The organism is Pollutimonas bauzanensis (genome assembly GCF_900129885.1).
Taxonomy (GTDB): Bacteria; Pseudomonadota; Gammaproteobacteria; order Burkholderiales; family Burkholderiaceae_B; genus Pollutimonas; species Pollutimonas bauzanensis.
Window position 1 is genome coordinate 43092 of record NZ_FQXE01000011.1, and the last position, 26101, is coordinate 69192.

Consider the following 26101-nt stretch of genomic DNA (forward strand, 5'->3'; position numbering starts at 1 on the left):
TTCGGGTTGGTGAAGCCGGGCATGTCCGGCTACTTGACAGAGGCGTTGCCCATGGCGCCGGCCTCGGAGACCAGCGGAATCTGGGTGTGGTCGGCGTCCTGCCCGTGCCGGTATTTCGTCGCCTTGACAATGACGGCGAAATAGATCGCGAACAGAACGACTTCGTGCGCTACGAATGCGTCCAGGAAAATATTGATCTTTTGCTGGGAGCACAGCAGCAGCACGGCGGTGAGCGTGCAGAAATATGTGACCTGCCATCCCACGCCCTTCTTGACGTTGTGGTTCAAGTACAGGACCACGCTCAGGGGGCTGACCATGAAGCGCACTCCCGCCGCTATCGAGAGCGGGCCGGCGAATTCGCCGGCCAGCGCCCAGTTCTTGCCGAAGACGAAGGAAAATATCTCCACGCCATAGGTCATGAATATCAGGCAGAAAGGCACGGTGATGCAGCTCAGCAGCATGAAAATGCCGATGATGTAGCGCCGCAGGGAGGATGGATTGGTATTGTCCAGCTGGGTTATCTTTTGGTACAGGACTTCCGAAATGGCGCTGGAAATCAGGAACAGGGGCAGCGACAGCACCTTCACGGTAAAGCCGAACAGGCCGGTGATGGATGCCGAGAAAAAGCTGGCGATGACAAACAGGGGCACTTGCGAGGCGCTGCTGTCGAAAAGCGAACCCCACAGCGAAAATAGCGGGAAGCGCTTGTACTTCCTGGCATTTTCCTTGATCCGCTCGCGCGTGACGGACGGCCGCGACGCGGCGATCGATGACAGGTTGCCCTTGATCAGGCTGGCAAGCCCGAGCAAATGCCCGGTGACGTGGCCGCCGATCAGGCCCAGCGAAGTGCCGGGCCCGTATCCCAGGGCGCATTGGGTGACGCCGGTGCCCACCCCATGGATGGCGCGGCTTGTGGCCAGCTGGCGGAATTTCTTGCCGCGGTTGTTCCAGTAGATCATGATCTGGGTGCCGGAAGTCAGCGCGACGCTCAGCGGCAGCATATAAATCCATCTTCCCACCAAAGGCGTATTCGCCATACTGATGATTTCGTCTTCGAACAGGAAAATGGCCCCTTGCATCAGGGCGCTGAAGCATAGCGTAATGGAGGCGGACAGCATCACGATGTTCAGGGCGTCGCCATCGTCCCTGGGCAGCATGATGGCCGTCTCGTACCTCGCGGCGGCGATGATGCTCAAGACGGCGTTGATCGCGGTGAACAAGGCCAGCACGCCGAAGTCGGCGGGCGTGTAGATTCGGGTCAGCAGCGGGCTTACGGCAACGGTGAATACCTGGGCGGCTATCGTTCCGGTCATCAAGGTGATGACGTTCTTGACGAATTCGCCCTTGAGGCTGAATTTCTTATGCATAAACGGGTTTCTCGGCGGCTAGGCGCATGACGTGGGCGAGGGTCTCGCAGCATTTTTCGATTTCTTGCTCGCTCAGGGTGGGATGCACCAGGAACATCAGCGCGGTTTCGCCCAGTTCCCTTGCGACCGGCAAGCGCTGCCGGGGGCGCCAATCGGTGCCGTCGAAGGCTTTTTCCAGGTAGACCTCGGAGCAGGAGCCTGTATAGCAAGGCACGCCGCGGGCGTTGATTTCATCGGTGATGCGGTCCCGGCTCCAGCCAGGCTTCAATGCCTCGGGCCGGACGAATACATAGCATTTGTAGGCGGCGTGGGCAAGCTCCGGCGGCGGCACTGGCACGCGCAAGCCCGGCAATTGCGCGGCCGCGGCCCAGATTTGCCGCGACAGCGCCAGCCTCTCGGCATGCCAGCGGCCCATGCGCCGCAACTGGATCCGGCCTATCGCGGCCTGCGTTTCCATCATGCGCCAGTTGGTGCCGAAGCTTTCATGCAGCCAGCGGAAGCCGGGCTTATGCTCGCGCTGGTAGATGGCATCCCAGCTTTTGCCATGATCCTTGAGCGACCACATCCTGGACCATAGCGCGCGGTCGTTGGTCGTGGCCATGCCGCCCTCGCCGCCGGTCGTCATGATCTTGTCCTGGCAAAAAGACCAGGCGCCGATATGGCCTATCGATCCGACGGACCGCCCCTTGTATTGGGCGCCATGCGCCTGCGCGCAGTCTTCGATGACGTAGAGTCCATGCTCGCTGGCCAAGGCCATGATGGGGTCCATGTCGCATGGCCAGCCGGCCAGGTGCACGCAGATCACGGCTCGCGTCCTGTCGCTGAGCACGGCCTGGATGGTCGCCGCGGTGATGTTTTGCGAGTCGCGGTCCACTTCGGCGAACACCGGCGTCGCGCCGGCATTGATGACGCACGATACCGAAGCCAGGAAGGTGCGCGGCGTCACCACCACCTCGTCGCCAGGGCCTATGTCCAGGGCCTTCAAGGCGGCGTCCAGGGCCAGCGTTCCGTTGCTGACCGCCACGGCATGGTCGCAGCCCGCCCACGCCGCGAATTCCTTTTCGAACTTGCGGCACTCCTGGCCCGTCCAGTAGTTCACCTTGTTTGACAGGATGACTTCGCGCACGGCATCGGCTTCTTCTGAAGTAAAGGACGGCCATGGTGAAAAAGGGGTGTTGAGCATAGGGGCACCTTGTTTGATAGGGGCAGGCGGGGAGGGAGAAGAGTGGAAGCCGGGGGCTAATCGGGGGCGCCCTTGGCAACCGTGCTGATGATGTATTTGAGGTCTTTCAGAAAACTGTAGTCGCGGATGTATTCCTTGTTGATCTTCACCTTGTCGGGCCAGATGACTTCGCGGTTGTAGCGCAGGGCGTCCGCTTGCTGGCCCAGTATCTCTTCCTCGTTCTTGTACTTGAGCGAGGCTGGCCCGGTGATGCCGGGGCGCACCGAAAGAATGATTCTGTCTTCGCCCTGCAGGTCGTCGGCGTAGCCCGGCACATCGGGACGCGGCCCGACAAAACTCATGTCCCCGGCCAGGACGTTCCACAACTGGGGCAGCTCATCGAGCTTGGTCTTGCGCATGAAGGCGCCGGTGCGCGTGATGCGCCCGTCGGCCGAGGTGGTGACAGTCGTCTGCGCGCCGCTGCCTTCCCGCATGGTCTTGATCTTGTATATCTTGAATATCGTGCCGCCCCGGCCGACCCGTTCCTGGACGAACAAGCCGTTGCTGCGCGTATCCAGCGACGCCGCGAGCCAGCACAGCAGGATCAATGGCGACATGAAAATCAGGCCGAGGAATGAGAAGAACAGGTCGAAGGCGCGCTTGAGCGCCGCATTGCAGGACGCCGCCAGATCGATCTTGGCATGCGAATAGAGCAGCTTCTTGAGGCCCGCCGGAGCCACCGCCAAGATGAATCTTATCGCCGTGTTCTTGAGGAAATCGAAGCTCGACAGGAAGCCTATCTTCTTCTGATAGCAGATGACCGCGTATTCATACTTGAAGCTTTGCAGGCCGTTCCTGGACATGAAGCCCGCGCCCGCCCTGACCAGGAACAGCTTGTCGGGCAGATTCGCCAGCCTGTATCCCCGGACAATCAATAGCGACCACAAGGCCACGTCCTGCGAGCGCTTGAACAGCGGATAGCCGCCGACCTCCAGTACTGCGGATTTCCTGAACACCGCCGCCGCGTGGCTGATCGGGCTGCGGGTCTTGGCGAACTTGACCAGTTCGCTATGCGTCAAGGGCAGGACGCGCGAAGAGAAAACCGCGCCGTTTTCATCGAATTCGTCCAGGGCCGCGCTGCTGGCCGCAATCCCGCTATTGTCCGCCATGAACGCGATCTGTTTTTCAAAGCGTTGCGGCAGCGAGATATCGTCGCTATCCATTCTCGCCACCAATTCATGGCGGCAGTGCTGCAAGCCTTCGTTGAGGGCCACGGCAAGGCCCCGGTTGGTCTCGAGCTTGACCGAGGCTATATTCAGCGGCGCCCTGAACGCTTCAATGACGGCCGCCAGTTCGTCCGGCAAAGGCCCGTCCTCGACCAGGACCACTTCGTTTGCCCTTAGCGTCTGGTCGTGCAGGCTTTGCAGCGCCTGGCGCAAATACTCGGGGTTCTCGGCGTGATAAACCGACATCAAGACTGAAAAGTTCATGGCAATCCCCACTGGATAGCGGCGGTTGAGGGTCGTGGCGATGGCCGGCGCAATCGGGCCGCGCTGCCGCCGCGATGCAGCGGCGGCGAACACGGGTACCCGACGCCAGATCTATGAATGGCGCGCCGGCAAAGTCACTGCGGAGGTGTGCGGGACAGGCCCCGCGTTGGGGCAAGGCGCGGCGGAATTTTCAGGCCGCGGCGGCGCCTTGCTTCAGGACTGGAGGTCCAGCATGTAAAGCTTGCGTTTTCCGCTGAAGACCGAATCGAAGAAAACCTTGCGGCCGTCCGGCGAAACCCTGGGGTGAAGGTCGCAGCGCGTTTCCCCCCCGAACTTGAAACCCTGGAAGAATTGGCCGAGCTCCACCACTTCGCCGGTGGCGAAGTCGGCCTTGAGCAAATGCTGCATGCGCGATTTATCGGGATAGGTGTCGGTGATGAACCAGTCGCCGTGCACATGGGGGTGGCCATCGCCCAGGGCGTCCAGGCTGCCATTGGAGAACGAGCTGATGGCGCCGCTGTCGACGTCTATGAGGTAATAGCCGTCTTTGCCGGAAGGGCCGCGCATATATGCGATCAGCGAGCCCTTGCCGGCCCAGAAGCAATGGCTGACCATCCCGTAGTTGCCGAGCACTTTCAGCTGCGCCCCGTCGCGGCCCGCCACGAACAGCCTGTCGAACTTGCGCTTGCCCACGAAATAGCGGTGCAGGAATATGAACCTTTCCCCATCGGGGGATATCATTACGTGATTGATCTTGTGTTTCGCTGAATTGAAGCGGGGCTCGAAATCCGTCTGGCACACATCGGATATCGAATATAAAAGGGCCGAGTCGCCCGTCTCCTGGTCTATTTTCCAGATGCCGTCCTGGTCCAGGTCCGCCATTTCCACATCATTCAGGGCGGGTATGTTGCGATAGCCATAGTCGGGCCTGAGCGCCTGGATGCGCCGGTAGTTGATGGCAAGAAAATAGTCGCGCCGGAAGGAGTCCTGCACGGGGAAGTCGAAGCGCCTGATTTCCTTTCTTTCCTTCAATGAAAAGACCCTGCTGATATACCGTTGCCCGGCCTCGTCGAAATCATTGAAAATGAAGCAATCGGCATCCAGCCAATGGGCGCGCGCCCCTTGCTGCCAGTTGTAGACTTTCGTCTTCAGCTGCAGGACCGGCAGCTTCAGGTCGTCTCCTGAAAAAACCAGGATGTCCAGGCTTTTCCTGCTGTCGGGTTTCCGGTCGGTGGGATGGACGGTCGAATGGCAAATCAGGAAACCGTCTTCGGATACCGGGGTCTTGTCGTAGTAGCCGAAAAAGGTATTCAGCATTTCATCGCCCACCGGTTCTATCCTGTGGCTGGAAAGAGTCCTGGAAGGGGTTTTGTTGCGTATGAATACCAGCCGCCCATAAGCGCTTTTTATTCCTGATTTCAGCACCGGGAACTGCGACAGGAATTTGGCGATCTTGCGCTCCATAGAGCCATACTCATTAGCCATTTAGGTTCCGATTCGTGATTCGATTGAATGTGGGGTGCGCCAGGTAGGCCGGCCCGGCCGGCGCCAGGGAGGAGGGCGCCGCCGCGGCGGCGCCGGACGGGATGTAGGACATGCCGGCCAGCATTCCGTAGAAAAACCAGATTTCCGGCAGCAGGATGTATTCGTTCATGGTCATCATGATGGCTATCACCAGGAAGGAAACCTTGAACGCCTTGTGCCGGCTCGAGAGCGGATACAGCTTTCTTGAAATCAGGAACAGGATCGCCAGCAGCAGGGAAAATCCCGCTATTCCAAGCTCGGCGAAGTACGAGATATAGAAATTATGGGACTTGGAATCGTGGCCGTAATCGCTGGCTTTGTGGAAGCCCTTGCGGTAGTTTTCCAGCCCCAGGCCCGTGCCGAACCAGAAGTTGTCCTTGGCGGTAGCCAGCGCACCCTTCAGCAGCATGACGCGGTTGTAATCGCTCATGCTGTTGTTCAGGTCTTCGCCATGCAGCAGCATCTGCGTGGTGACCGACACCCGCTCGAGCCGCTGCAGGGACTTGTCGGCGATGCCGCTGAAGGCGAAAGCCGTGATCAGCAGCAGGGCGGCCGCGGACTTCAGCAGGCCGGACAGCGTGAACCGCATGTAATACAGGACGATGCCCGCCAGCAGCCCTATGATGCCCGACCGGGAGAATGTCAAAGCCAGCGCCAGCGCGATGCAGCCCACGCAGAAGACCAGCCAGCTGCGCGATTTGCGCTCTTCCTTGTATATATAGAGCAGCAGCGGAAATATCATGGCGACGAATACGACGGTGCCATTGCGGTTCACGACGGGCATGAAGTTCGCGTCCTCGCCTATGCCCAGGGCATAGCGCATGAGGCCCACCAGGCAGCCTAGCACCAGCACCGTCACCGTGGACTTGATGACCTTGTTCGCGGTGCTTTTGTCGACCCGCGAAAAAAAGGCGGCCGCCGAGAAGAAAATGAGGAAGTTCAGCGGCCAGGCGAACCAGTAAGCCAGGTTCGCGACGGTGACGCCGCCCACTATCACCGTGGTGAAGAACGCGTAGACGCAGTAGACGATGGCCAGCGTCAGCAACAGGCTGTACGAGCGCGGCAGGCGGATGTTATTGCGCACCGCCAGGGCGAGGCCGGCGCAGGTGATGGGCATATAGGCCAGCGGCATCCCCGCCAGCCGGGCGATGTCCATGGACACGTCCGGCAGCAAAGCCAGCGGGAAAATATTCAGGGCGATGCCGTATCCGAACGCATGCAGGGCATTCCTGTTCGAATAGATCGCAAACAGGAACAGCGCCAGCGAGGCGAACAGATAATAGGCTTTCAGTCCGGTCAGCAAGAGGCGGCTCCTTGGAACGCGGCCAATCTGTCGATGATGGACTGGGCCTGCTTTTCTCGGGAATATTTGGCGATCAGGTCTTTATGGGGCTTGTAAAAATTGAATCGCTTGAACTCTATCGCCGCCAGCAACAGGCCTTTCAGTTCTTCGGCGTCGTTGGAGCAAAAGCCTGTTCCGGTCTTTTCGAGCAATTCGCCGGCGGCATGGGTGTTATCGATACCCACGGCCAGGATGGGTATGCCGCTGACCAGATATTCGAACACCTTGCCTGTCAGCATGCCTTTTGCGCGGGGCTCGCCCGATTCGAGCAGTAGCAGCAGATTGCTTTTCCTTTGCGCTTCCAGGGAGGCCTGGCGGGTGACGAAGCCTTTGATCTTGATGATGTTGTGCCGGTTGGCGTAAGTGCGCTGGATGATGTCGTTGAGTTCCCTTTCGTTCTGGCCGTAGAACTCGATGCTGACTTTGTCCGGGCTGATCAGGCCCGCGTCGATCAGCTCGTTGACGGCGGTGAACAAGGGCGTGGGATCGCGCCGCTGGGGATATATGGTTCCCGCATAACAGATGGTGATGTTGCCGGCCAGCCGCGGCCCGGCCGATACCGATTGCATCCAGGTCGGGAACTCCTGGGGGTCGAAGCCGTTTTCGATGACCCACACGGGCAGGGTCGGGTGGCGCGATTGCAGATCGGCCGCCAAGGGGCGGGACACGGTGATGAGCGCGTCGGCGAGCCCGTGCAGCGTGCGGCGTTCTTTGGCGGACTCGAACTTCTTGAATATTCCCTGGGCCGACGTGATGTGGTTATTCACCCATAGGTCCCTGAAGTCGGCGAACCAGACCAGGTCCGGATGCTTTTTCTTCAGTTTGCTGGCCACGACGTGCGTGGCGGGCGGGGAATAGGAACTGACTATGGCGTCATAGCGGTTTTCGGCGAGCAGCCGCATGCCGGCCTTATAGGCGGGCGCCACCCACAAGTCATGGATGTCCAGCATCGATCCTATATAGCGCCGCAAGCCGCGCACATTCTTCTTCAGGGCGGAGGCGCGCGCCTCCGCATTTGCGCCTTTTGCGCCGCAGGCGGGCGCCTGGTCAGCGCCGGCGCGCCTTTTCAGGCGGCGCTGCAGCCACGATGGCAGGCAGGGCACTTCGACAACGGTGACTTCCCTGGGCAAATCCGCCTCCAGCCCGAACGGACCCATGAAGTCATACTTCTTGGTCGTCAGCACTGTCACGTCATGGCCTTGCGAGGCCCAGTACTTGGCCCATTGGCCGATTCTAAGCACAGGTATTCTGTTTTGAGGGTAAAAAAAGCAGCTGACCAGCAGGATTCTCTTTTTCTGTTCATTCATTGGATTGGCCGAATAATGGTGTTTTGCCGAGATGGCATCGCGGATTCCGCGGCCCGGGCCTACGCCAGGAGCACGCTCTGATAAAGAAGCCGTTCTTGCTGCCGCTCGAGCAGCGTGTTGTGCCACAGCAAGGTGAATTTGCCGTTCACAGCACGACATGATTCTTTCAATTGGATGAATTTGTTCAGGGCCGCCTCGCCCGAGCCGAGATCCATATAGCGCGGCGCCATGACGGTGCATTCCATGGCGATCAGCGGGCGGATGCGCAGGTGCAGAGCCTTGCCGGCCACCGGATCGAAGGCCGGATACTCGAAGCAGGTGCCGCAACGGAAACCGGGCCGCTCGGCATAGCTCAATGTGCTGTCGTAGGCCATGCCCGCCTGTTCCCAGCCGTACAGGGTGCCGGGGGTCTGCCAGCGCAGATAGTGCATGCGCCCGCCCCAGCCGCTTTGCTCTATGCCTTCTTCACGGCAAGTCTCGAAGAGTTCGCGCGCCTCCGACACGATGGATCCCGGCCGCTGGTAAGTGTTGTAGCTCGGATGCAGGCCTATCTCGTGGCCGCGGGCGTGGATGCGGCGCATGAGTTCGCGGATGGCGGGATGCCTGACGTCATACAGGGCATCGCGGGAGGCTTGGGTCCGGCCGCAGATGAAATAGAACGCGCTGATGATGCCGAGGCGTTCCGATACGTCCATGATCCAGTTGAAGGTGTTGAAGGGATCGCGGGCATGCAGTTTTTCCTTGGAAAGCAGCCAGATCACCGGCGCTTGCAACGCCTCCAGCAGCTTGTGCCTGCGCAATACATCGCCCGCCATGGTGCGCAGGAGCCTGCCGGAACTGGAGAAGCCATAGCGGGCCGGCGTATCGACGTCGTGCGAAAGGCAGGTGGAGAAACTGTGCCTGGCCAGGGGCAGCCCGGGCCAGGCCCGCCGCACGACCTGCGCCAATATCGCCAGCCACTCGTCCACCACGGGACGTTCCAGATAGCCATGCTTGTAGGCATGGGACGATATCGCGGGAAACCGCCCATGCCGGTCCAGGTCCGTGCGGCCGACTTCCTCCTGGCGCGACAGCATCCAGTAGGTCAGGCCGAGGATGTCGTAGTGGATGGCGTAGCCGGTAGCGCGCTGCTCGATCAGCGGGAATGGCAGCGTGTCCATCCCCGGCGCCGGCAGGGGCAGCCGCAGCGGCGTTTGCCAGCCTTCGGCCGTGGCGTCCCAGTGGCTGCAGGGCAAGTCGGAGCACGCCTGCGAGAATGTGGCGTAGTCGGATTCGATGCGTATGCCGACATCGCTGCCGGGAAGCGATAGCAGCAGATGTCCCGGCGCGGGCTGGGAAAGCCGCAATTGGCCGCTGAGCCTTTCGGCCAGGATGGTGTTCAGCCATGCCACCGTGGCGGCGCGCGCCGGTTGGGGAAAGTGCGAGTCGGTCATTTTGCCCTGAATGAGTGTGTCTATATTCGTGCGGAAAGAAACGCAGGGACTGCCAAGGGGTGGCGATCAGGACCGGTTCGATCCGTAGCTGATATAGCTTTGGTGGTAGCTGCCGTAGCGCGAGCTGAAGCGTTGGCTGGATGCGTCAAAGTCGTTGAAAATCACGCCCTTGACCTGCGCGCCCGCCTGATTCAGGCGCTTGGTGGACTCTTCCAGCTCGCCCAGGGTGCTGACCTGCGCCCTGGCCAGCATGAATACGGTGCCGACATGGGGCGCCAGCGCGATCGCATCGGATACGGGCAGCACCGGAGCCGTGTCCAGCAATACCACGTCGTAGTTTTCCGACAATTGGTGCAGCAGTTGCACCGTCTTTGAGGAAAGCAGCACTTCGGCGGGGTTGTGGGGCAGCACGCCGGTGGTGATCAGGTCCACATTAGGCATCACGTTCTTGTGCAGCACCTGCGGCAGCGTTGCCGAGCCGTTGATGAGATCGCTGAAGCCGTTGTAGCGCTGCAGCTCGAAGTACCGGTGGACCCCGCCGCTGCGGAAATCGGCGTCGATGAGCAGCACGCGCTTGTCGGCGGCGCCGAGCACTGCGGCCAGGTTCACGCTCGTGAACGTTTTGCCGATATTGGGCGTGGGGCCGGTGAGCATGATGATGTTGTTGGCCGCATCCTGCAGCGCGAAGCGCAAGGTCGTGCGCAGGCTGCGCAGGCTTTCTATGGCCGGGTCGTCGGGTGAGCTTTCCGCCAGCACGTATTTGGCGCCGCTGCGGCTTCCCAGCCGCGGCGGCCGGTTGACCCCGGGAAGCACGCGGGGCACGGTGGCGAACACATTCAGGCCGAGCGTGGATTCGATATCGCTTGCCGCCTTGACGCCGTTGCGCAGCAGGCCGCGCAGCAAGGCCATGCCGGTGCCCAGCAGCAGTCCCGCCAGGCCCGCGACCACCAGGACCAGCGGGCGATTCGGCCTGATGGGCAGCTCGGGAGCGATGGCCGTATCGACCATGCGCACGTTGCCTACCTTGCCTTCCTTGACCAGGCGCAGTTGCTGGGCGCTGTTGAGCAGGCTGGCGTAGAGCTCGCCATTGACCTTCACCTCGCGCATCAGGTTCAGCAGTTGCTGTTCGAGTTCGGGCAGCGCCTTGATATGCGAGGTCAGCTTGCCCAGTTCGCTTTCAAGAGCGCCGATCTGCCCGTTGAGCGCCATGATGCTGGGGTGGGAAGGACCGAACTGTGCGCCCAGCTCGCGGCGTTTTTGCTGGAGCTCGAACAGCTGGGTCTGCATGGTCACCGAGCGGTTCAGGGACAGGGTGCCCTCGGTGCCCAGGTTGAAGGTGCCATGCTCGTCGCGAAATGCGGTGTATTTGTTGTCCGACTCGTCCATCTGCTTTCTGAGCTGGGGCAGGAAGCCCTCCAGGAACTCAAGGGATTTCTCGGCCTCGGCCGCCTTGCGTTCCGTGTTCTGTTTCACATAGGCAAAGCCTATCGCGTTCAGGATGGCGGTGACCTTGTTCGGGTCCGGTCCGTCCAGCGTCATGGAAAGCACGCCCGACGGCTTGCCTTTTTCGTCGATGAGCAGTTTGTCCTGCAGGTCCTGGATGATGTTCTGGCGCGAGCGCCGCAGCAGGGTGAAGCGCGCGTCGGGCCTGGCATTCAGGCCGCTGACCAATATGCGGCCCTGCTCGGCCCCTGCTTTCACATCGGTGGCCACGCCGACCTTGCCCTGGGCCAGCATCTCGCCATCCGGCCCGCGCAAGTCATAGCCGTCGGCCGTGGCGGTCAGCGTCAAAGGCTTGTTTTCCAGGCGTTCAGGAACGTCGAGCTGCCCGATTTTCACGGATTCCGTGCCCCACACATAACCTCCCAGGATATAGTTGCCGACTTTGAACAGGCGCGGCGCGGACAGCCCGGAAGCATGTTTGGCCAGCCACGCCCCGACTATGGGCACATAATTGGGAGTCGCCTCTACATGCAGCTGCAACTGGTCGCTTGCCTGCCCGATGACCAGGCGCGATCTCAGGATTTCAATTTCCGCGGTGGCGGGCGACTGCACATTGAACACAGTGGACAGCTCGCTGAGCAGATTATTGTTGGCGGCGGTCGGATTCTGTTCGACCTGGATCAGGATGTCGGATTGATACACGGGCTGGCTGAACAGGGCGTAGGCCCCGCCCAGCAGCAGCGCGGTCATCAGCACGCTCAGGATCAGCCAGCGTGCATTGAGCGCCGTATCCAGCAACCCCAGGAAATTGATGTCGTCATTATTCTGGGGCGCATAGGGCGCGGGGAGCACGACGGGAGCGGCGTGCCCGGCGGGGGCTATAGCGTAGGACTTGTTCATGTCGGCACCATTCATCGTGTCATGTCCCGGGTGGCGCTGATGGCGCCGTAGCTGGGCAGAAGCATGCTTATGACGCGGTTCCATCTGACGATGGGAGCCGGGTCGACGAAAACCATGTCGCGGGCCTTCAGTTCGAAGTCGGCGGCCAGGACATATGCGGTCGGCGCGCTCGCATCCAGATGATAGATTTCGGCGTTTCCATTGAGGCCCTTGCGTATCACATAGACTTGGCGCGCATTGCTGGTCTCCGGATTCAGGCCGCCCGCCTCGCCCAGTGCCTGGGCAAGCGTAAGCTGGCCGTCCATCAGGGGCTGGGCGCGGGCGGTGTGGACGTCGCCCAGCAGGAACACCTTGGAATCGTTGCGGTTGATCACGCGCAGCAGATCGCCGTTGGCCATCAGGATCTGCGCGGGATTCACGCCCTTTCTGGTGAGCAGCGGCATATTGATGTGCGTGGCGACGCCATTGCGGGTCAGGACGACGGAAGAGCGGTCGGCGTCGGCCGTCAGGCCGCCGGCCCGGTTTATCGCCTCGGGCAGGGTCATGGGGATGTCATTCATCGTCACCAGGCCGGGGTTGCGCACCTCGCCGTCGACATAGACGCGGCCGTTGCGGTAGGCCTGAATCCGTACAGTCAATTGCGGATCGCTGATGTACTGGGCCATGCGGCGGGTCAACAGCGACCGTATTTCATATTCGGTCAGGTCCGCCACCTTGATGGCGCCGACAAACGGGAACTGGATATAGCCCTCGGTGCTGACGTTGTAGCCATTGCCCACATCGGCGATGCTGGGCGCATAGGTAGCCACGTTCGAGCCGGCCATCGCCAGCGCCAGTTCGGGGTGGTTCCAGACGACGATGTTCAGAATGTCGCCGGGGCCGACCCGGTATTCCGTCGGCACGCCAAACAGCCGCTTGATATCGAAATTGATTTCCGTGTTCTCCGATGCGCGCTGCTGCTCGATCAATTGCGGCGAGATCGTCATCAGCGCGCCCGGCGGCGCCGCCTCATTCTGAAGCGCCTGGGACACATCCTGGGGCTTGCCCATATACATGCCAGGCGACATGCTGCATGCGGAAAGCAAGGCGAAGATAGCTATCATCGTGCCGACGGTGGCAAGGCGCGAAACCACAGGCCGGCGCGGGGAAAGAAGCGATTCTTTCATCGGGTTCACTTTAGAGTAACGGGTGTTGAGCCAGGTAAGCCAGGCCGGTATCGGGCGCTGGCTTCGGTATTTCAGCCATGCAGGCTGCCGCAGTGCCGTCTACCCAAGGGGGGGGAAAGCACTTTGTTTTCTACTGCCATAAAGTGTTGCGTTGGGGTCAGTGGGTAAAACACGATGCGCCTCGCTCACCCCGGCGAGGACATGCTTGTGGTCGGATATCCAGCGTTTTTTTGCGTTAAACCAGCTCCACCTGATGCTGCGGCAGCTTGACCCTGGTCTGCCGGCCAAGAATTTCCATCAGCACGACGACGCGCTGTGCGGAGACGGAATGCACCAGGCCTTCCAGGCCGTTCAATGCCGCGTCATTGAGGCGTATGCGCTTCCCCGGCTCCAAAGGACTGATGTCGCGGGGCGCTTCCCGGCTGCGTTGCCGCTCGTGTTCCTGGATGGCGGCGAGGATGTCCGGTTGCACCAGCGCGAAATTGGGCCCGAATCTGACGATGGAATTGACGCCGCGCGTCGACCTGACCGTGCTGATGGACTGCTTGTGGCTGGATGGCTTGAAGAACATATAGCGCGGAAACATGGGCTCGTAGCCGGCCAGTGCCGGCGCGGCGCCGCCGGCCCCCGATTTGCTGGATTTCTTCTTGCCGGTCTTGTATAAAGGCAGGTAGGTCAGGAAGCCTTGACGCTGCAAGTTGGCTGCCGCGAGGTTTTCCTGGCGCGGCTCGGTGTATGCGACGTACCAGGCGGCAGGGCTCTCGCAGGCGGGGGACGCCGCCGCCATATGGGCCGGCATGGCCGTCTGCGCAGATGATCGATCTACATGGCAATGCATTATTCGCTTCCCCCTCGACCCTGGTCGTTTGTTTTCCTGAAGCGGCGTAGCGGTTCCGGGATCCCCGCGTGCCTTGGTTTCCGGCCACTGCGCGGTGTTCGCAATGCCTTCGCCATGCTTTCAAATATGTGCAATTTTTAGCAGATATTGCTTTCCAGCAGCCATCAGCTATATGAGCTAAGGCAGGCGTTGTAGGCTGGGTTGAGTAGGCTGTGTGGAGTAGGAAATTGCCGGGCCGGGGCGCAAGTCCTTGCGCGCTTTTGAGTCGGGTTTTTGCGCTGCGGGCAAGCATGGCGAACATGAATTCACACAATTGCTTTTTTTTTGTATCGACTCCCACCAAGGGGCGGGGGCCCGCAAAAGGACCGCCTTGCGGCCCAGCCTCCGCCATATGGCGGAGGCTGGCGAAAAAAAACCCGCAGAGGCATTCAGCCTTGCGGGTTTCCAATTATTCGAGTGGCGGACAGGGTGAGATTCGAACTCACGGTACGCCTAAACGTACACTGGATTTCGAGTCCAGCGCATTCGACCACTCTGCCACCTGTCCTGTTTGCCGCCGCCGGTTTGCCGCCTTGCGCTTGCGCACGGGCCTGCAAACCGCCTGCCTGTGCAGCGCGCGTCGAACCGGTCGGAGTCCGTCGCACATCAGGCAAGTCCGCTATTCTAGCAAGGAAATAAAAAAAATCATAATTGGGCCTGGGCGCGCGCCACGCGGGGCGGCGGGCGGGAATAGGACGGTACACTAATGACGCAGCATCGAGCCAATTTTGGACCATCTGATAAAGGAACAACATGCTTACAGGCAAACATGCAGTCATCACGGGTTCGACCAGCGGCATCGGCCTGGCGATCGCCCGCGAATTGGCCTCCAATGGCGCCAATGTGGTGATCAACGGGTTCGGCGATGCCGAGGCCATAGAAAAAGAACGGGTCAATCTGGAACTGGAATTCGACATCAAGGCCTACTACATCAATGCCGACCTGACGCAGGCGGGGGCAACGCGCGACTTCATCAATGCGTCGGTGCAGGCATTGGGCGGCATCGACATCCTGGTGAATAATGCCGGCATCCAGCATACCGATCTGATCGAGGATTTTCCAATAGAGCGCTGGGATGCGATCATTGCGCTGAATCTGTCCGCGGTATTCCATGGCACGGCGGCCGCCTTGCCGCACATGAAAAAGCAGAGCTGGGGGCGCATCATCAACATCGCTTCGGCCCATGGCCTGGTAGGGTCGGCCAACAAGTCGGCCTATGTCGCGGCCAAGCATGGCGTGGTCGGGCTGACCAAGGTCACCGCGCTGGAAAATGCCGGCAATGGCGTGACCTGCAATGCGATCTGCCCGGGCTGGGTGCGCACGCCGCTGGTCGAGAAACAGATCGAAGCGCTGGCGCAGAAGCAGGGCGGCAGCATCGAGGATGCGGCCAGGGAAATGCTCGCCGAAAAGCAGCCGACGCTGCAATTCGTCACGCCCAAGCAACTGGGCGGCGCCGCCGTATTCCTGGCATCCGAAGCGGCCGACCAAATGACCGGCACCACGTTGTCGCTGGATGGCGGCTGGACAGCGAGATAGCGCGGCGGCCCATGCCGGATTACGCGCCCGCGGCGCCAGTCCGGTCCGCGGCAGGAAGCCGCGATAAGGCAAGGCAGTCCCCCTCCAGAAACAAATTAGGAAAGGCAGAATGTTGCTGTTACTGTCACCAGCCAAGAAGCTGGATTACGACTCTTCGGTACGGACCACGCTGCATACGCAGCCTTTGTTCATCGAACAGGCTCGCGATCTGATCCAGGTGCTGAAGAAGAAATCGGCGTCGGAAATCGCCGGCTTGATGAAGCTGAGCGAGGCCCTGGCCAAGCTCAACGTCGAGCGTTATGCCGCCTGGAAGCCTGTGTTCGACCAGACCAATGCACGCCAGGCGGTGCTCGCGTTCAACGGCGACGTCTACGAGGGGCTGGATGCGTCCAGCCTGTCGGACGCTCAATTGAAATGGGCGCAGGACCATGTGGCCTTGCTTAGCGGCCTGTATGGCGTGCTGCGGCCTCTGGACCTGATGCGGCCTTATCGCCTGGAAATGGGCACTCGGCTGGAGACCCGCAAGGGCGCGACGCTGTACGATTTCTGGCGCCCGGCCATTGCCCCGTACCTGAACAGCCGCCTGGCGGAACTGGCCAAGGGCAAAGCCGGCAAGGGCAAGGCCGTGGTGCTGAACCTGGCCTCGGAAGAGTATTTCAAGTCGGTGGACTTGAAAGCGCTGCAAGCGGATGTCGTGCAATGCGTATTCCAGGACTTCAAGAACGGCGCCTGGAAAGTGATCAGTTTTCACGCCAAGCGGGCGCGCGGCTTGATGGCGCGCCATGTCGTGGAAAACCGGATCACCGACCCCGCCAAGCTGCGCGGCTTCGCCAGCGAGGGCTATGCCTTCGACTCGGCGGTTTCCTCGCCCGCGAAGCTGGTATTCAGGCGCGCCGGCCAGGATAAATCCTAGGGACGGCTTGGCCGTGGTCATGGCCGATGGCGCGCGCGGGCGCGGCCCGCATCACGCCGCTGCGACGCCGCGCATTTCCTGGCGTATCAGCTGCGAGGCTTTGACCATTTGGCGCAAAGGATAGGCCAGGGTCGCCAGCTCGCCTTCGGTCTCGATGGACGCCGGCGGCTTGGCGTCCTTGTCGTCGAGGTATTCGCCTACCGCGTCCAGCGACTTCTGTATGCCTTCGGGCACGGCCGGCAGGCTGGCCAGGATGGGGATGGCCGCGGTGATCTGCGAGGCCAGCACATGAAACTGGATCATCAGGTTGTTCAGCTCGGGCACATTGTTCTGGCGCTTGATGGGCTCGTCCATCATGCGATAGAACGCCGAGGCGAAGTTGGCGAACGCAATGTACACATTCTTGCGCGCGACCCGCCAGCGCACTTCCGCCTCGTGCTGCTCGGCATCCAGCGCGCCGCTGTCCGGCGCCGCGGCCGCCTGGCTCGCCGCGGCTTGCGCGCGGGTCAGCGCGGCATAGTGCAGGCCGGTTTTGAGGAGTTCATGATTGGCCTTCTTGACCGCGTTGGCGAGCGAGCCCATGAAGCTGTGTTCCCACCACGGCAGGATATAGCTGCAAAGCAGCGCGATGCCGCAGCCTATGAAGGTGTCGACCAGCCGCTCGCCGATCACGATATTGGTGCTGGGCGACAGAAAGTGGAAAACCAGCAGCACGAAGACCGTATTGGATATGGCCGCGACCATGAAATTCAGCTGTATCATGCTGTAGCCCAGCACGCAGGTCACTATCAGCACGGCAAGATAGATGTCCGGGCTATGGGTGACGTTGAACAGTATCAAGGCCAGGCCGCAGCCGATGAGCGTGCCCGCCAGCCGCCAGCCGTTGCGCTGCCGGGTCAGGGCAAAGCCCGGCTTCATGATCACAAGTATCGTCAGGACTATCCAGTACCCGTGCATGCTGGCGCCGGGCACGACGGCATCCAGGCCGGTAAGCGGCATCAGCGCGGTAATCGTCATGGCGATCAGGGTGGCGATCGCCACCCGGGTCGCGTAGCGGAAGTGCGGCGAATCCAGCCGCAGATTGCTGGTCAGCATGCCTATGCGCCAGGTCTGGCGCGACAGGAAGCGGTCCAGCGCCTTGTCCAGCCGCATGTCGACCAGTTCGGCGCTTTCGGCGTTGCGGGTGTGCTCGGCCATGCGGTCCACCAGCCGCGTGGCGTTGCGCAAGCGGCGCAGCACCTGCACAAGCAGGGCATAGACCTCGGGCTCTCTTTCGACCAGGCCGGCTTCGCGGTATTTTTCCAGCTCGTATTCGATCGCGCGCAGCTCGGCCTTGACGCTATTGCGTTCTTTGACGCCGCGGTTGCGGGCGATATTCAGCGCGATGTGCGACACGTTGACCGCCAGTTTGTACAAGGCGTCGCGGGCGAAGATCAGGACATCGCTGTCGGGCACGCTGCGGCGCAGCGTTGCGTAATCGGTGTGTGTCGCGACCAGGCTGTCGAGCAGCGCCACCATGTCGATGAACACATTCAGCGCCGCCGCCCGCAGGCGGTCGCTGCGCCGGTGGCCGCGGGGCAGCTCGCGCAGCACCGTATCGCGCGCGGCCTGGTGCTTTTCGGTCATGGCGGACTGGGCATGGATGAGCTTGCGGTAGCTGGCTTCGAGGTCCGCGTTGACGTCATAGAATTGCGATCTGGCGATAATGTAATCGGCCGTCGCGAACAAGGCTACCGACAGCGCCTGTTGTTCCTCGCGGTGCCACAGCAGCCGGTGCACCGCGAAACTGAATACAAAGTAGAAGACCCCGCCCAGAAATGAATAAACCGTGTGCATCAGCACCTGGTGGGGATCCAGCGGCGTGCGCATGGTCAGCGTCATGAGCAGCAGGCAGGCGAAACCCAGCAGGCCGCCCTGCTTGCCGAACACGGTGAACATCGAAAAGATGAAGCACAGGGCTGGCACCACCAGCCAGATCAGGACGCCGTGCGAGGAGGCCAGCCCGGTGATGGCGGCGGTCAATGAACCCAGCAGTATGGCGCCCAGCATGCCATTGGTGCCGTAGCGCCGCGGCCCGCCCGGCTGATCGATGATCGCCACGCAGGCGGCGCCGATGGCCGCGATCATCCCCACGCTATACAGCTGGAACACCCCGGCCAGCAGCAAGGCCGGCAGCAGCACTCCCACCGCCTGGCGCATGCCGCCAAAGAAATAGTGGCTATAGAAGAAGCGCTGAAGCTGGGGTATGCGTGATGCCATGCGTCGGCCGGATGATAAGGGACGCTCAAGTATATAGGTAGATGGCGTGTTCGCTCCAGCCTGCCGGCTCCTGGAAAACCATCTGGCGCCGCATCCTGATTTGCCTCCGCCGCGGCAACGCGGTAAAGTATTGTATCGACTTGCCTAATTATCCAGGGCGGGTCATCAAGGCTCTGTCGTCCGGGCTATCCGCCCGGTTTTTTGCGCCTGTAATACTTTGCTGTTGGCCGCGCCACAAGCGTGTGTTGCCAAAGCTTCCGTTCTACCTCCCGCGTTCACATGAACGCTCGCGCTGTGTTTCGACGAGTGCAAGTCGATTCGGCAAGGTGTCTGGGTGGCATGGCTCCGTGAGCCATAAAGCGCCAGGTCATGTTGCCGCAATCGGTCCAAGCTCGGGCCTGATGGCCAGTCGGGATTCCAGTGCCGGTTACGAAAGGAATACATAATGGAACTCAATGGCGCCGATATCGTCGTGCGTTGCCTTGCCGAAGAGGGTGTCGACCACGTGTTCGGCTATCCCGGCGGCGCGGTACTCTACATCTACGACGCGATCTACAAACAAGACAATTTTCAGCACATACTGGTGCGTCACGAGCAAGCCGCCGTGCACGCCGCCGACGCCTATTCACGGTCATCCAATAAAATCGGGGTCGCCCTGGTCACCAGCGGGCCGGGCCTGACCAATGCCGTCACCGGCATTGCCACGGCCTACATGGACTCCATTCCCATGGTGATCATCAGCGGCCAGGTGCCCAGCCATGCGATAGGCGAGGACGCCTTCCAGGAATGCGACACGGTGGGCATCACCCGTCCGTGCGTCAAGCATAATTTCCTGGTGCGCGACGTCAAGGACCTGGCCGAAACCATGCGCCGCGCCTTTTACATCGCCAAGACCGGCCGCCCCGGGCCGGTGCTGGTCGATATTCCCAAAGACATCACCGTTGCCACCTGCAGGTACACCGCGCCGCGCGGCGAAGTGAAAATGCGCTCGTATGCGCCGGTGGTCAAGGGGCACCAGGGCCAGATCAAGAAAGCCGTGCAGATGCTGCTTGCCGCCGAACGGCCGATGATTTATTCGGGCGGCGGGGTGGTGCTGTCCAATGCCTCGGAGGAACTGCGCCAACTGGTCGAGCTGGTTGGGGCGCCTTGCACCAACACCCTGATGGGCCTGGGCGCATTCCCCGCGAGCAACGGCAAGTTCGTGGGCATGCCCGGCATGCATGGCACCTACGAAGCCAATATGGCCATGCAGCACTGCGATGTGCTGATTGCCGTGGGCGCCCGCTTCGACGACCGGGTCATCGGCAATCCCAAGCACTTTGCGCAGAACCCGCGCAAAATCGTGCATATCGATATCGACCCATCGTCGATTTCGAAGCGCGTGCGTGTCGACGTGCCCATCGTCGGCAACGTCAAGGACGTGCTGCAGGAGCTCAACGCCTTGTACGTCCAGGCCGCGGCCGAGACGCCGCCGAACAAGCCGGCGCTTGCCAAGTGGTGGCAGCAGATCGACGCCTGGCGCGGCAAGCGGTGCCTGGTCTACGAAAATTCCGATACGCTCATCAAGCCCCAGTATGTGGTCGAGAAGCTGTGGGAAATCACGCAAGGCCAGGCCTTTGTCACGTCCGACGTGGGCCAGCACCAGATGTGGGCGGCCCAATACTATCGCTTCGACGAACCGCGGCGCTGGATCAATTCCGGCGGCCTGGGCACCATGGGCGTGGGGCTGCCCTATGCCATGGGCGTGCAAATGGCCAATCCGGACAGCCAGATCGCGGTGATCACCGGCGAGGCGTCGATACAGATGAATATCCAGGAACTCTCCACCTGCAAGCAATACCACCTGACGCCCAAGGTGCTTTGCCTGAACAACCGCTATCTCGGCATGGTGCGCCAGTGGCAGCAGATCGACTACGGCTCGCGCTATTCCGAATCCTACGTGGATGCCTTGCCCGATTTTGTGAAGCTGGTCGAAAGCTATGGCCATGTCGGCATGCGCATCGACAAGCCGGCAGACGTCGAGCCCGCCATCCGCGAGGCATTCACCAAGTACAAGGACAGGCTGGTGTTCATGGATTTCATCACCGATCAAACCGAAAACGTGTGGCCCATGGTGAAAGCCGGCCGCGGCCTGACCGAAATGCTGCTCGGTTCTGAAGACCTGTGAGGAAAGAAACATGAAACACGTAATTTCTATCCTTCTGGAAAACGAACCGGGCGCGCTGTCGCGCGTCGTAGGGCTGTTTTCGGCGCGCGGCTACAACATCGAGACGCTGACCGTCGCGCCCACCGAGGATTCCACGCTGTCGCGCATGACCATAGTCACCAATGGTTCGGACGAAGTCATCGAACAGATCACCAAGCATTTGAATCGCCTGGTGGATGTGGTCAAGGTGGTCGACCTGTCCGAAGGGCCGCACATCGAGCGCGAGCTGATGCTGATCAAGGTGCGCGCCGTGGGCAAGGAACGCGACGAAATGAAGCGCATGGCCGACATATTCCGCGGCCGCATCATAGACGTCACCGACAAGGTCTACACCATAGAGCTTACCGGCGACCAGGACAAGATCGAAGCCTTTATCGGCGCCCTGGACCGCAGCGCCATCCTGGAAACAGTGCGCACCGGCGTCTCCGGGATAGGCCGCGGCGAACGCGTCCTGAAGCTTTGAAGCGGACTGTCCCGCCTACAATCCACGACTTGCAGCAACACACCCGTCCCGACGAACCCGGAACGGGTGTAACCAACAACAATTCCTCAATATTGGAGCACTTCAAATGAAAGTTTTTTACGACAAAGATTGTGACCTGTCCCTGATCAAGGGCAAGACCGTCGCCATCCTCGGTTATGGCTCGCAAGGCCATGCCCACGCCCTGAACCTGCATGAATCGGGTGTCAAGGTGGTGGTGGGCTTGCGCAAGGGCGGGGCCTCCTGGAGCAAGGCGGAAAACGCCGGCCTCAAGGTCCTGGAAGTGGCCGAAGCCGTGAAAGGCGCCGACCTGGTCATGATCCTGCTGCCGGATGAAAACATCGCCGAAGTCTATCGTTCGCAAGTGGCCGGCAACATCAAGGCCGGCGCCGCGCTGGCCTTCGCCCATGGCTTCAACGTGCACTACGGGCAGGTTCAGCCGCGCGCCGATATCGACGTCATCATGATCGCGCCCAAGGCTCCTGGCCACACGGTGCGCGGCACGTACAGCCAGGGCGGCGGCGTTCCGTCGCTGGTCGCCGTGCATCAAGACACTTCCGGCGCCGCGCGCGACGTGGCCTTGTCCTACGCTTGCGCCATCGGCAGCGGCCGCGCCGGCATCATCGAAACCAACTTCCGCGAAGAGACCGAGACCGACTTGTTCGGCGAGCAAGCCGTGTTGTGCGGCGGCACGGTCGAACTCATCAAGGCCGGCTTCGAAACCCTGGTCGAGGCGGGCTACGCGCCTGAAATGGCTTATTTCGAATGCCTGCACGAACTCAAGCTTATCGTCGACCTGATCTACGAAGGCGGCATCGCCAACATGAACTACTCCATTTCCAACAATGCGGAATATGGCGAGTACGAAACCGGCCCCAAGATCGTTACCGAAGAAACCAAGAAAGCCATGCGGCAATGCCTGGCGGACATTCAAAATGGCGTATACGCCAAGAACTTCATCCTGGAAAACGCCGCGGGCGCTCCCACATTGACCTCGCGCCGCCGTATCAACGCCGAATCGCAGATCGAACAGGTTGGCGGCAAGCTGCGCGCCATGATGCCCTGGATCGCCGCGAACAAGCTGGTCGACCAGACGAAGAACTGATAGCGCCGCGGCATGGGCGGGGCGGGCCGCAAGCGCGCCGCCTCGCCGCCATTGCCTGCTATCCGAAAAAAACGCCCTGCGGGGCGTTTTTTGCATTCTTGGCTGCGGTTCCCGATCTTTCGACAATCTGCATTCCGGTTTCCATAATTGACTTTTATCAAGTTTTTATTGCAAATACAAATAACAATCGTTATCATTTGCATCTTTCAATTCAATGGTTTTCGGAAGCAAGAATGACGACACGATCGCTGGTCTGGTGGGGCGGGGTATTCATGGCCGTGGCGGCCGCGCAGGCAGGGGCGCAGGAAAAACCGGCCACGGCCGGCTCGGCGGTGCATACACTGACTCCCCTGCGCGTCCAGGGACAGAGGCTGGAGACCGGGCTTCCGGAAGGTTCCACCATCACCACTCGCCAGCAGATCGACGAGCGCGCCATCGAAAGCTGGGAAGACTACGCCAAGCGCGGCGAGCCCGGGGTGAATTTCAGCACCGAATCCAATAGCGTCAATATCCGCGGCATGGACGGCGATCGCGTTGTGACGCGAGTGGACGGCATCCGGGTGCCGTGGCTGAACGATGGCGCGCGCAGCGCCAAGGGCGGATTGGACAGCATCAATTTCAATTCCCTGTCCAGCATCGACCTGGTGCGCGGCGCCGGCTCGGTGCAGTCCGGATCGCTGGTCGGATACCTGGATTTGCGCAGCTTGTCGCCCGACGACCTGCTGGCGCCGGACAAGGATTTCGGCGCCTTGTTGAAATCGGGCTACAACAGCGCGGACGACAGCTTCGGCGCCGATGCCGCCCTGGCCGGAAGGGCGGGACAGGGCAGCAGCTGGCTGCTGCAGGCCGGCCAGCGCGATGGCCACGAGCTGGAAAACCGGGGCGCGGTCGGCGGCTATGGGGCCAGGCGCGAAACGGCCAACCCGGAGGATTACAGGCAGAGAAACATTATGCTGAAATTGCAGCATGCCTTGGACGAGGAACACAAGCTGACTCTCAGCGGAGAGGCGTTCCGGCGCGAAAGCACCATAGACAACCGGCGCGAACAAGGAGCGCCGGTCAGCCGTTACGCCATCGGACGGAATTCACTGGACAAGGAAATCGAGCGGGATCGCGCGGTGCTGGGCTACGAGTATTCGTCGTCGCAGCGGGAGCCCCTGGTCGAGCGCGCCGACGTGAAGCTGTACTGGCAGCGCATAAGCCTGGACAACACCCAGGACGCCCAGCGTGTCAGCGCCCCGGCCGGCCCTTACGGCCGCCGCAGCTTCATGGAAGAGTCCGATGTCGGGCTGGTCGCGGCATGGAGCGGATACCTGGATGCGGCGGTCAAGCAGCACTGGAGCGCCGGCGCCGAATGGCTGCAAAGCGAAAGCAGGCAATCGTCGACCGGCTATGACAACTGCGATGTCATCATTCCCACGCCCGGCGCCTGCGCCAGCCTGCGCACCAACGTGGGCGACATGCCGCGCTCCAAAGGGCGGCAATGGGCGCTGTGGGCGCAAGACGAATTTTCCTGGGACGGAGGAACCTACGCCTTGACGCCCGCCTTGCGCTTTGATTCCTACAGCCAGAAGCCCAAGGCGGGGGGCTTGTACTCGGCCAACCCCAATGCTGCGCAGATAGCGTTTTCGCAAAGCAGCGACCAGGCCGTGTCGCCGTCGCTGCTGGCGACCTATAGGCCCCGGCAAGGGCTAAGCTTCTATGCCAAGTATGGCTACGGTTTCAAGGCGCCCAATGCCAGCCAGCTATACCTGAACTTCGGCGAGCCGGGCAGCTATCTGGTGGTGGGCAATCCCGATCTGAAGCCTGAAGTCAGCCGCGGCTGGGAGCTGGGCATGGACCTGGGCGACGCCGACAGGGGCGCGCGCCTGAGCCTCTACGATACGCGCTACCGCGATTTCATCGACCGGGTGGCGTACGCGCCAGGCAACCCGCAGCGCGACGCCGCCTGGGAGGCCTACACCAACGTCACCCAGTTCGCGAACCGGGCGCGGGTGCGCATCCATGGCGCCGAACTCAGCGGCCACTGGGCCTTCAGCGACAACTGGTACACATGGGGTTCCATGGCCTGGACGCAAGGCAAAGACCAGGATACGCAAGAATATCTGAATTCCGTCGCGCCCTTGAAGGCGATTGCCGCCCTGGGCTACCGCGCCGACCGATGGGGCGCGGAAAGCATCCTGACCATGGCCAGGCGCCGCGGCAAAGTGCAGTATCCGCAAGCCACCGCGGCAGCCAGGTATGAGGACTTCCAGGCTCCGGGCTACGGCCTGGTGGACTTGAGCGCCTGGTGGAAGCCGCAGGCCGCTAAGGGACTGAGGCTGCAGGCGGGCGTCTATAACCTGTTCGACAAGAAATACTGGAATGCGCTCGATGTGCCGACCGCCGGAACCTCCGCCATTGCCAACCCCATCGACAGCTATACGCAGCCCGGGCGCAGCCTGCGCGTAACGCTTAGTTATCAGTATTGATTGTATTGGGAATCGATCTTATTATCGATAGTGCGTTTCATTCACATGGATACAAGCATGACCATCACACTTGAACGACAGGCCGGGCCACGAGAGGCCGGGCCGCTGCGCGAGCGCTATGCCCGGATCAAGGCCGAGAACCCCAAGGCGCGCATACGCAACGTGGCGCAGCAGATGTCGGTCAGCGAGCTGGAACTCGTGGCCGCCAATTGCGGCGACATCCAGTCCACCCTGCTGCGCGAGCCGGCGCAGGATATTTTCAAGCAGCTCGGCAGCCTGGGCCGCGTCATGGCCCTGACGCGCAATGACTGGTGCGTGCACGAACGCCACGGCAAATACGAGGACATCCGCGCCGGCAAGACCATGGGCATAGTCCTGGGGCCGGATATCGATTTGCGTGTGTTCTTCAGCGAATGGAAAAGCGCATGGGCGGTCAGCGACGGCGGGCGCCTGAGCATCCAGTTCTTCGACGCCGCCGGCGGCGCCATCCACAAGGTGTATGTCACCGGTGAAACCGACGTGGACGCCTACCATGCGCTGGTCCGGCAATTCGCCGATCCCCATCCCGCGTGGCCGGCTATCATTCCCCTCCAGGCTGCGCGGGACGACACCTTGCCGCAAGCGCCGGCGCAGTTGCGCGCCGATTGGCTCGCCATGGAAGACACGCACCAATTCCACGGCCTGCTCAAGCGGCACAATGTGTCGCGCCTTGCCGCGCTGCGCGGCGCGGGCGCCGACCTGGCCCAGGAAGTGTCCAACGATACGGCCGAGCGCATGCTCCAGGACGTGGCCGCGCGCGATATCCCTTTTATGTGCTTCGTCGGCAATCGCGGGATGATACAGATCCACACCGGCCCGGTCAGGAAGCTGATGCGAATGGGGCCATGGTTCAATGTGCTGGAGCCGCATTTCAACTTGCACCTGGACACCACGGCCATTGTTTCGACCTGGATAGTCAACAAGCCGACGGTGGACGGCTGGGTGACATCGGTGGAGTGCTATGCCGGCGATGGCGGCTTGATTGCGCAGTTTTTCGGCGCCCGCAAGCCCGGCGTTCCGGAGCTTGCCGATTGGCGCAATCTGCTGGCGGGGTATTGTCCGGTTCCGCTGGCGGCATGA

18 protein-coding genes and 1 tRNA gene are annotated in these 26101 nt (G+C 61.3%); 7 read left to right on the forward strand and 12 right to left on the reverse strand.

Features of this window, described 5'->3' with window-relative positions:
* Positions 1 to 29: 29 nt before the first annotated feature.
* The 11 genes from BUB23_RS18140 to BUB23_RS18200 form a co-directional block, all read right to left on the reverse strand.
* On the reverse strand, positions 30 to 1367 hold the full coding sequence (locus BUB23_RS18140; protein ID WP_073105776.1) for a lipopolysaccharide biosynthesis protein: 1338 nt from the start codon (positions 1365 to 1367) through the stop codon (positions 30 to 32).
* Entirely contained in the window at positions 1360 to 2550 is a 1191-nt protein-coding gene (locus BUB23_RS18145; protein WP_073105780.1) for a DegT/DnrJ/EryC1/StrS family aminotransferase, read from the reverse strand. Before BUB23_RS18145 ends, BUB23_RS18140 begins: the two co-directional genes overlap by 8 nt.
* Before the next feature lie 56 nt (positions 2551 to 2606).
* A complete protein-coding gene (locus tag BUB23_RS26495; protein WP_084136121.1) occupies positions 2607 to 4019 on the reverse strand; it encodes a sugar transferase in 1413 nt (470 codons plus the stop codon).
* 213 nt (positions 4020 to 4232) lie between these two features.
* Positions 4233 to 5504: a TolB family protein gene (locus BUB23_RS18160; protein WP_084136108.1), complete on the reverse strand. Its 1272-nt coding sequence runs from the start codon at positions 5502 to 5504 to the stop codon at positions 4233 to 4235.
* Entirely contained in the window at positions 5497 to 6846 is a 1350-nt protein-coding gene (locus BUB23_RS18165; RefSeq protein ID WP_073105785.1) for an O-antigen ligase family protein, read from the reverse strand. The genes BUB23_RS18160 and BUB23_RS18165 overlap by 8 nt, the downstream gene beginning before the upstream one ends.
* On the reverse strand, positions 6840 to 8126 hold the full coding sequence (locus BUB23_RS18170) for a glycosyltransferase (protein WP_178372337.1): 1287 nt from the start codon (positions 8124 to 8126) through the stop codon (positions 6840 to 6842). The genes BUB23_RS18165 and BUB23_RS18170 overlap by 7 nt, the downstream gene beginning before the upstream one ends.
* A gap of 125 nt (positions 8127 to 8251) precedes the next feature.
* The gene (locus BUB23_RS18175; protein ID WP_218599070.1) at positions 8252 to 9625 is read right to left on the reverse strand and encodes a polysaccharide deacetylase family protein; all 1374 of its coding nucleotides are present in this window, start codon (positions 9623 to 9625) and stop codon (positions 8252 to 8254) included.
* 66 nt (positions 9626 to 9691) lie between these two features.
* Positions 9692 to 11968, reverse strand: coding sequence for a polysaccharide biosynthesis tyrosine autokinase (locus tag BUB23_RS18180; RefSeq protein ID WP_073105796.1), 2277 nt, complete (start codon positions 11966 to 11968; stop codon positions 9692 to 9694).
* Between the two features lie 11 nt (positions 11969 to 11979).
* Entirely contained in the window at positions 11980 to 13134 is a 1155-nt protein-coding gene (locus tag BUB23_RS18185) for a polysaccharide biosynthesis/export family protein (RefSeq protein ID WP_178372338.1), read from the reverse strand.
* A gap of 235 nt (positions 13135 to 13369) precedes the next feature.
* Positions 13370 to 13933, reverse strand: coding sequence for a transcription termination/antitermination protein NusG (nusG, locus tag BUB23_RS18190; protein ID WP_073105801.1), 564 nt, complete (start codon positions 13931 to 13933; stop codon positions 13370 to 13372).
* A 496-nt stretch (positions 13934 to 14429) separates the two neighbouring features.
* Positions 14430 to 14519 (reverse strand) — tRNA-Ser (locus BUB23_RS18200).
* Between the two features lie 245 nt (positions 14520 to 14764).
* Here BUB23_RS18200 and BUB23_RS18205 point away from each other — a divergent pair.
* Complete coding sequence (locus BUB23_RS18205) at positions 14765 to 15547, forward strand: 3-hydroxybutyrate dehydrogenase (protein WP_073105811.1); 783 nt, start codon at positions 14765 to 14767, stop codon at positions 15545 to 15547.
* 109 nt (positions 15548 to 15656) lie between these two features.
* The gene (gene yaaA, locus BUB23_RS18210) at positions 15657 to 16460 is read left to right on the forward strand and encodes a peroxide stress protein YaaA (RefSeq protein ID WP_073105813.1); all 804 of its coding nucleotides are present in this window, start codon (positions 15657 to 15659) and stop codon (positions 16458 to 16460) included.
* Between the two features lie 51 nt (positions 16461 to 16511).
* On the opposite strand, the gene BUB23_RS18215 is transcribed toward yaaA, so the two are convergent.
* Positions 16512 to 18719: an FUSC family protein gene (locus BUB23_RS18215; protein WP_073105816.1), complete on the reverse strand. Its 2208-nt coding sequence runs from the start codon at positions 18717 to 18719 to the stop codon at positions 16512 to 16514.
* A 445-nt stretch (positions 18720 to 19164) separates the two neighbouring features.
* On the opposite strand from BUB23_RS18215, the gene BUB23_RS18220 reads away from it, so the two are divergent.
* The 5 genes from BUB23_RS18220 to BUB23_RS18240 all read left to right on the forward strand — a co-directional run bounded on the left by BUB23_RS18220 (position 19165) and on the right by BUB23_RS18240 (position 26101).
* Positions 19165 to 20886 carry an acetolactate synthase 3 catalytic subunit gene (locus BUB23_RS18220; protein WP_073105821.1) on the forward strand — a complete coding sequence of 574 codons (1722 nt, stop codon included), beginning with the start codon at positions 19165 to 19167 and terminating at the stop codon, positions 20884 to 20886.
* Between the two features lie 10 nt (positions 20887 to 20896).
* Entirely contained in the window at positions 20897 to 21388 is a 492-nt protein-coding gene (gene ilvN / locus BUB23_RS18225; protein ID WP_073105824.1) for an acetolactate synthase small subunit, read from the forward strand.
* Positions 21389 to 21494: 106 nt separating this feature from the next.
* Positions 21495 to 22511 carry a ketol-acid reductoisomerase gene (gene ilvC / locus BUB23_RS18230; RefSeq protein ID WP_073105826.1) on the forward strand — a complete coding sequence of 339 codons (1017 nt, stop codon included), beginning with the start codon at positions 21495 to 21497 and terminating at the stop codon, positions 22509 to 22511.
* A gap of 233 nt (positions 22512 to 22744) precedes the next feature.
* Positions 22745 to 24982, forward strand: a complete 2238-nt coding sequence (locus BUB23_RS18235; RefSeq protein ID WP_143161035.1) for a TonB-dependent hemoglobin/transferrin/lactoferrin family receptor — start codon at positions 22745 to 22747, stop codon at positions 24980 to 24982.
* 57 nt (positions 24983 to 25039) lie between these two features.
* Positions 25040 to 26101, forward strand: coding sequence for a hemin-degrading factor (locus BUB23_RS18240; RefSeq protein ID WP_073105828.1), 1062 nt, complete (start codon positions 25040 to 25042; stop codon positions 26099 to 26101).

What these genes read in the sequence shown, in the direction of transcription:
- BUB23_RS18140 (WP_073105776.1), bottom strand. Translation starts at nt 1,367, where the DNA reads ATGCATAAGAAATTCAGCCTCAAGGGCGAATTCGTCAAGAACGTCATC.
- BUB23_RS18145 (WP_073105780.1), bottom strand. Translation starts at nt 2,550, where the DNA reads ATGCTCAACACCCCTTTTTCACCATGGCCGTCCTTTACTTCAGAAGAA.
- BUB23_RS26495 (WP_084136121.1), bottom strand. Translation starts at nt 4,019, where the DNA reads ATGAACTTTTCAGTCTTGATGTCGGTTTATCACGCCGAGAACCCCGAG.
- BUB23_RS18160 (WP_084136108.1), bottom strand. Translation starts at nt 5,504, where the DNA reads ATGGCTAATGAGTATGGCTCTATGGAGCGCAAGATCGCCAAATTCCTG.
- BUB23_RS18175 (WP_218599070.1), bottom strand. Translation starts at nt 9,625, where the DNA reads ATGACCGACTCGCACTTTCCCCAACCGGCGCGCGCCGCCACGGTGGCA.
- BUB23_RS18180 (WP_073105796.1), bottom strand. Translation starts at nt 11,968, where the DNA reads ATGAACAAGTCCTACGCTATAGCCCCCGCCGGGCACGCCGCTCCCGTC.
- BUB23_RS18185 (WP_178372338.1), bottom strand. Translation starts at nt 13,134, where the DNA reads ATGAAAGAATCGCTTCTTTCCCCGCGCCGGCCTGTGGTTTCGCGCCTT.
- nusG (WP_073105801.1), bottom strand. Translation starts at nt 13,933, where the DNA reads ATGCCGGCCCATATGGCGGCGGCGTCCCCCGCCTGCGAGAGCCCTGCC.
- BUB23_RS18205 (WP_073105811.1), top strand. Translation starts at nt 14,765, where the DNA reads ATGCTTACAGGCAAACATGCAGTCATCACGGGTTCGACCAGCGGCATC.
- yaaA (WP_073105813.1), top strand. Translation starts at nt 15,657, where the DNA reads ATGTTGCTGTTACTGTCACCAGCCAAGAAGCTGGATTACGACTCTTCG.
- BUB23_RS18215 (WP_073105816.1), bottom strand. Translation starts at nt 18,719, where the DNA reads ATGGCATCACGCATACCCCAGCTTCAGCGCTTCTTCTATAGCCACTAT.
- BUB23_RS18220 (WP_073105821.1), top strand. Translation starts at nt 19,165, where the DNA reads ATGGAACTCAATGGCGCCGATATCGTCGTGCGTTGCCTTGCCGAAGAG.
- ilvN (WP_073105824.1), top strand. Translation starts at nt 20,897, where the DNA reads ATGAAACACGTAATTTCTATCCTTCTGGAAAACGAACCGGGCGCGCTG.
- ilvC (WP_073105826.1), top strand. Translation starts at nt 21,495, where the DNA reads ATGAAAGTTTTTTACGACAAAGATTGTGACCTGTCCCTGATCAAGGGC.
- BUB23_RS18235 (WP_143161035.1), top strand. Translation starts at nt 22,745, where the DNA reads ATGACGACACGATCGCTGGTCTGGTGGGGCGGGGTATTCATGGCCGTG.
- BUB23_RS18240 (WP_073105828.1), top strand. Translation starts at nt 25,040, where the DNA reads ATGACCATCACACTTGAACGACAGGCCGGGCCACGAGAGGCCGGGCCG.